7 protein-coding genes are annotated in these 5785 nt (G+C 46.7%); 5 read left to right on the top strand and 2 right to left on the bottom strand.

Annotation, left to right across the window (positions count from 1 at the left end; translation table 11 throughout):
* Positions 1-321: 321 nt before the first annotated feature.
* On the bottom strand, positions 322-831 hold the full coding sequence (locus P1P89_21800; protein ID MDF1594152.1) for a hypothetical protein: 510 nt from the start codon (positions 829-831) through the stop codon (positions 322-324).
* Between the two features lie 153 nt (positions 832-984).
* Positions 985-1623 (bottom strand): endonuclease III, encoded by a 639-nt coding sequence (gene nth / locus P1P89_21805; GenBank protein MDF1594153.1) that lies wholly within the window; start codon positions 1621-1623, stop codon positions 985-987.
* Positions 1624-1694: 71 nt separating this feature from the next.
* Between nth and P1P89_21810 the strand changes: the two genes are divergently transcribed.
* The 5 genes from P1P89_21810 to P1P89_21830 all read left to right on the top strand — a co-directional run bounded on the left by P1P89_21810 (position 1695) and on the right by P1P89_21830 (position 5586).
* Positions 1695-2690 (top strand): tRNA 4-thiouridine(8) synthase ThiI, encoded by a 996-nt coding sequence (locus tag P1P89_21810; GenBank protein MDF1594154.1) that lies wholly within the window; start codon positions 1695-1697, stop codon positions 2688-2690.
* A gap of 92 nt (positions 2691-2782) precedes the next feature.
* Positions 2783-3097 carry a hypothetical protein gene (locus P1P89_21815; GenBank protein ID MDF1594155.1) on the top strand — a complete coding sequence of 105 codons (315 nt, stop codon included), beginning with the start codon at positions 2783-2785 and terminating at the stop codon, positions 3095-3097.
* A gap of 169 nt (positions 3098-3266) precedes the next feature.
* Positions 3267-3938, top strand: a complete 672-nt coding sequence (locus P1P89_21820) for a response regulator (protein MDF1594156.1) — start codon at positions 3267-3269, stop codon at positions 3936-3938.
* Positions 3939-4200: 262 nt separating this feature from the next.
* Positions 4201-4434, top strand: a complete 234-nt coding sequence (locus P1P89_21825; protein MDF1594157.1) for a hypothetical protein — start codon at positions 4201-4203, stop codon at positions 4432-4434.
* A 57-nt stretch (positions 4435-4491) separates the two neighbouring features.
* Positions 4492-5586, top strand: coding sequence for an ATP-dependent 6-phosphofructokinase (locus P1P89_21830; protein MDF1594158.1), 1095 nt, complete (start codon positions 4492-4494; stop codon positions 5584-5586).
* Positions 5587-5785: the final 199 nt, after the last annotated feature.

Raw genomic sequence — 5785 nt, forward strand, 5'->3', positions numbered from 1 at the left:
GCCGGATTTGCCCGATCGGTTGATCGCGCTATTGGCCGCTTAGCAATATGAATGCCAACCGTTATTTGCGTTCATAGCTTAATCTTGCTTTTCTTTTCGGAAGGACATCGAAAATTCCATAAAACCGAAATGGAATCTTAATTAGGATAAATACAGTTGTTGGTTTAGGAAGCCGAAAGATTTTTATAAATAAATTGAAAGATTATAGAATTATTTCTCAATCAAAAAAGGGATTGTTAAGGTTGCACCGCAAACCTTTCCTGCCTAAGCTCGGACCGAATAACACTTGCTTAGGCCTTGCGGCAGGTGGCGGCATTAATGCTAAAAGAACAAATCATTTTTCATTAATAACATCGGCCGTTTGTGCCCATTTGTATCCGGCAGGTGGATAAGAACCTGATTCCCAGATTCCATTTTTATAGGGCCGCCGTCCCATTTGGAATAGTAAATGCCGATTGTTTTACCATTGGGGTCCAATATAAGGTGCCCATTGGCAGAACTTGAATACCCGATCAGGTTTATTTCATCGATCCATTTTTTCAGCTGCTTTCTGTCCATTTCAGTTTCTTTCCAGAGGTCATTATTCAAGGCATAATCACGCTGAAGACCCATCAGGGCATCAGGGTCTTTGTCGGAACCGGTGTAGTAGTACTTATAGTCACCTGGCACCTGGAGGGTTTCAAACATCTTGGCAACGTCTCTACTCCGGCTGTATTTGCCGTAATTGGCGAAACAACCTGTTAATAATGTCAGAATTGTTAAGGTTAAGGCAAGTCGTATAAAAAAATATTCATATCTATTTTGAAATGCCGAGTTTTTTCTATTTGTCATTTTTTGGAATCCTTTCGCAAAAGGTAATTTTAATCATACCAAAAGGTAAGGATTTAAGGGGACAAGTCAATCACCTTGGCAGGTACTTTCTAAAGGGTCAAATTGTCTGTAAAACAGCGATATATTAACCGCCGCCTAAATAATGTGGACCGATTACAATGTCTTATCCGGGTATGTGCACAAATCGTGGAGCGGACAAGCGGGGCAGAGGGGTTTTCGGGCTTTGCAGGTTTCCCTGCCAAAGAAAATCAGGCGTAAAGAAAAATCACTCCAGTCGCTTTGCGGAAATAATTTCATCAGATCAAATTCGATCTTGACCGGATCGCTGTTGTCTGTAAGTCCCAGGCGTTGGGATATTCGGCCGACATGGGTGTCGACGACAATTCCCGGAATACCGAAAGCAGCACCTAAAACGACATTCGCTGTTTTGCGGCCGACACCGGGGAGTGTTACCAGTTCATCCAGGCGGCCGGGGACTTTGCCGTTATATCTTTCAATCAGCATCCGGCTGCAATTTTTGATATTTTTGGCTTTATTGCGAAAATAACCCGTGGGCCGTATTAAGGCTTCAATTTTATCCAGCGGCGCAGCGGCAAAATCCGCCGGTGAACTCAGCTTTTGAAAAAGGGTTGCGGTTACGGCATTGACCTGGTTATCCGTGCATTGGGCCGATAGTATGGTTGCCACCAGCAGTTCAAACGGGTTGCGGCAATGGAGTTGTGTCTTGACTTCTGGATAGGCGGCTTTTAGTATTCTATTAATTTGTTTCGCTGTGGATTTGTGTCGGGTCATGATTACAACTCCCATGCGTCAGAATTTTTATAACAAAAGCTGGCTCATTCTCAAATGGTGGTATCTTTATCATGAATGCGTTACAAAAAAAAGCAAGCGCATTGGGGCTGTGTTCCGGCGGTCTTGACAGCCGGCTGGCGGCGCTGGTCTTGCGAAATCAGGGGATAGAAGTTGAATGGATCACATTCAGCACCCCCTTTTTTTCATCTGACAAGGCTCAGCAGGCGTCCCAATTGCTGAACATTCCCTTGCGGGTAAAGAATATTACGCAGACCTACCTTAAAATGCTGAAAAACCCCCACTGCGGGTTCGGGAAACAGATGAATCCCTGCCTGGATTGCCATGCCTTAATGTTCAGGGAAGCCGGGGCAATCATGAAAGCCGAAAAATTCGATTTTCTTTTTAGCGGCGAAGTGCTGGGTCAGCGGCCCATGTCCCAAACAAAAGCGTCTCTTCGTTATGTTGAAAAAAATTCCGGGTTCGAAGGCTATATTTTGCGTCCCCTGAGTGCCAAAAGGCTAACGGAAACAATTCCGGAGCAGGAAGGCCTCGTAGACAGAGAGCGGTTGCTTGATATTTCCGGCAGGTCCCGCAAGCGCCAAATACAACTTGCGGCTGAATTCGGAGTGAAAGATTATCCGGCCCCGGCCGGCGGCTGTTTGCTGACGGATAAAAATTTTTCAATACGACTCAAGGATCTGTTTAGACACCAGGAAAAGACCGATGAGGCTGAACTCGAACTCCTAAAATATGGCCGCCATTTTCGCGTGGATCGGACCACAAAAATAATCGTCGGGCGGACACAAAGTGACAATGAAAATATCGAAAAGCATTTCAATCCCGATCAGGATGCCATTATAACGCTGGTCGATTTTCCCAGTCCGAGTGTGCTGGTATCCAATCATCACCGCAGGGATGTCATTATCCTGGCGGCATCTGTTTGCGCCGGATACAGCAAGGTAGCAGAATTTACACCGGTGACGGCAAACGTGAAAACGCCCCATTGCCAGGAAACCATTCAAGTGCTTGCGATCAGACCGGCAGAAGTCAGCCATCTTCTGATTTAGTCGCGGTCGGATCTTTCGCTTGGTGCGGTGCGGACTTCCCGGGCCGGTCCGTCAACCCTGCAATTGCATAAAACCAAGACAAGGTGTTAACGATGACAGTACTAATTCTGATCGGTTTGTTTGTGGTTTTGCTGCTGGTTCTGCCCACAGCGATTAATCGACATGCCGTACTTAAGGTCATTTCAATTTTTCGTGAACACAGCGCCTTATGCAGCGACAGTGCCAAAACGATCGATGAACTGGGATTGAGACAGTCGGGATTTGGCAAACGACTGGTAAGTTTCCGCGATTATAAACCCCAGGCCCTCCGAGGCCTCATCCAGGCCGATATAGTTCAGGTGACCGCAGAAGACAAACTGTTTCTGGCAGAAGATAAAATCGCCAACCCGCGTCCCTTAAAACACTAAATATTTCTTGACGATAAAAGGGTATGTGTGCAAAATTAATCCAAAAGCGATTTGAACCCATTTTTTAGACGAAAATCTTTAAACGGACACCCGCATGCTTTCGTTTTAATAATTCAATTTCGGTTATATCTACCTTGGTGGATAACTTTTTAAGAAATTGAGGTGACAGATGGATAAAGTTCTGATTGCTGAAGATGACCGTATTCATCTAAAACGAATGTCAAAGGTTTTGGGTAAATACAACGATAAGTTTGAAGTCGTTGAAGCGGTGGACGGGCAGGAAGCCATCGACATCCTAAAAGAGCAGCCGGTTTCCGTGCTCGTGACCGATATCCAGATGCCCCGGGTCGACGGACTGGTTCTGCTGGCATATGTGAATGAACACCACCCCAATCTCCCCTGCCTGGTCATGACCGCCTACGGCACGCCGCAAATGAAGGCAAAGCTGCCAAAAGACCTCCTGCGTTTTTTCCACAAACCGTTTATCATCGAAGACCTTGCCCGTGCTGTTATTGATATCCTGGGGCAAAATGTCAGCGATGAGGCTTTCCATGGAATTTCTCTTGAGAGTTTTCTTCACATCATTGAAATGGAGCAGATTTCATGCATGCTTGAAATGGAGTCGTCTGCAAAGACCCCGGGGGTGATGTACTTTAAAAACGGCATTTTGTATGATGCAGTATGTAAAAATCTGAAAGGCGAACCAGCGGCGCTCGAACTGATCCCCCAAAAAATGGAAACTTTTCGCTTTAAGATTTTGCCGGCAAAGGATGGTGTTAGAAGAATCCAGACAAGTTTAACAGATTTGTTTCATAAAGCGCTGACGAAGGAAAGCACTTAGGCGGTTGAAGTGGGGGCCGCCTTTGTGAGGATACAAAGTCTGAATTTTATTTTTAGACAACATTAATTGTCTGTAACTGAAGCATCAGCCGCAATAAAACCATATTGATATTTTTCCCCAGAGGCTTGTACCATCGAACAGACCTCCTTATGCACATCGGCTTATGCCCATACCGGCGGTATTTTTGAGTTGCACATGAAGGCGACCCGCTCATTTTCACTGAATTTGCTGAAAGATATCAACAGTCGACGGATACCATTTGGTGTGGCATATTTTAACGGGCGCTGAAACGGGCGCCCATTCAACAACTGCACCGCTGATATTTGTCCGAAACCCTGAAACGTGTTCGATCATGAAACGTATCGTCATCGATGCATCTTCAGCCATTCTGCATAAAATTGAAATGCTGATCCGAATAGGACGGTATTCCCAAAAAATTATCGATTATGCCTTGACTTGTCCGTCAAAAGAGATGGCTCTTTTTATGCCGGAATAAGTATCCCGGCAGCTGCGATAAAACATGACATTGTCACTGCCAACCAAGGAGGTGTACATGTTAAAAGGGAAGCGGATTGCCATCAATACCGGCGGGGGCGACGCCCCCGGGCTGAATGCCGTCATTGAGGCGGTTGTAATGTCGGCCTATCATCGCAACTGGGAGATATACGGCATTAAAAACGGTTATACCGGTCTTTTAAACACCGATGAAATCGTCCGGTTAACGCCGGAAGTGGTTCGGCGGATTTCCATACTGGGCGGAACGATTCTGGGCACCACCAATAAAGGCAATCCCTTTGAAATGCCCGTAAAAAATGTGACCGGCAAAATTGAAATCCGCGATGTTTCAGATCGGGTGATTCAAAACTTTAAGCGGCTAAGATTTGACTGTCTGGTTGCAGTTGGCGGTGACGGCAGCCTTAAGATAGCCCATGATCTGTTTCAAAAAGGGATGCCGGTTATCGGTGTGCCCAAAACCATCGATAATGATCTGGGCGGCACGGTTATCACCTTTGGGTTCGATACCGCGGTCAGCACGGCCACTGAAGCCATCGACAGACTGCATTCCACCGCCAGGTCGCACGAAAGGGTCATGGTGGTGGAGGTAATGGGTCGACATGCGGGCTGGATTGCATTAAACAGCGGCATATCCGGGGCCGCGCATGTTATTTTAATACCGGAAATTCCTTTTGATATCGATAAGATTTGTGACCACATTATGGAAGATGAATTGCACGGCGACCATTATGCCATTGTGGTGGTGGCCGAAGGTGCCGCCCCCAAAGGGGCAAAGGCCCTGGATAAAGGCGCCGGCGAGATCGGACGCCAGGATGTTCTGTTGGGGGGTATCGGTGGTTTTGTGGCCCAGGAAATATCCAAACGCACCGGCAAGGATGCCCGCTCAATGGTTCTGGGGCATTTGCAGCGGGGCGGATCTCCCACGACCTTTGACCGTTTGATCTCCCTGCGGTTTGGTGCCGCCGCTGTCCGGCTGATTGAAAACGAAAAATTTGGCGCAATGGTGGCGCTGGATCCACCCAATGTTAAGGCCGTTCCGTTGGAACAAGTCATCGGAAGCATTAAACGTGTGCCGCTGGACAGCGATTCGATTCAGACGGCCAGAGATATCGGTATTTGTTTTGGCGATTAGATCAAGATTGCGCCGGCTTTGGTTCCAATGGACGATATTTTTCTAAAAGAAGCAAGCTTCTATATAAAACAGCTATTGGTATGATTTGTAAAACAAGATAGATAGCGGTTGCCAAAAACACGTTCCGATTCAGCCACCGGATAATTCCGTTTCAATCGGCAAAAACTCGCAAATAAAAGCGCGTAACAATTGAACCCGG

Source organism: Desulfobacterales bacterium (genome assembly GCA_029211065.1).
GTDB lineage: Bacteria > Desulfobacterota > Desulfobacteria > Desulfobacterales > JARGFK01 > JARGFK01.

Coding starts and splice junctions, on each gene's coding strand:
- P1P89_21800 (MDF1594152.1), bottom strand. CDS start 831: ATGACAAATAGAAAAAACTCGGCATTTCAAAATAGATATGAATATTTT.
- nth (MDF1594153.1), bottom strand. CDS start 1,623: ATGACCCGACACAAATCCACAGCGAAACAAATTAATAGAATACTAAAA.
- P1P89_21810 (MDF1594154.1), top strand. CDS start 1,695: ATGAATGCGTTACAAAAAAAAGCAAGCGCATTGGGGCTGTGTTCCGGC.
- P1P89_21815 (MDF1594155.1), top strand. CDS start 2,783: ATGACAGTACTAATTCTGATCGGTTTGTTTGTGGTTTTGCTGCTGGTT.
- P1P89_21820 (MDF1594156.1), top strand. CDS start 3,267: ATGGATAAAGTTCTGATTGCTGAAGATGACCGTATTCATCTAAAACGA.
- P1P89_21830 (MDF1594158.1), top strand. CDS start 4,492: ATGTTAAAAGGGAAGCGGATTGCCATCAATACCGGCGGGGGCGACGCC.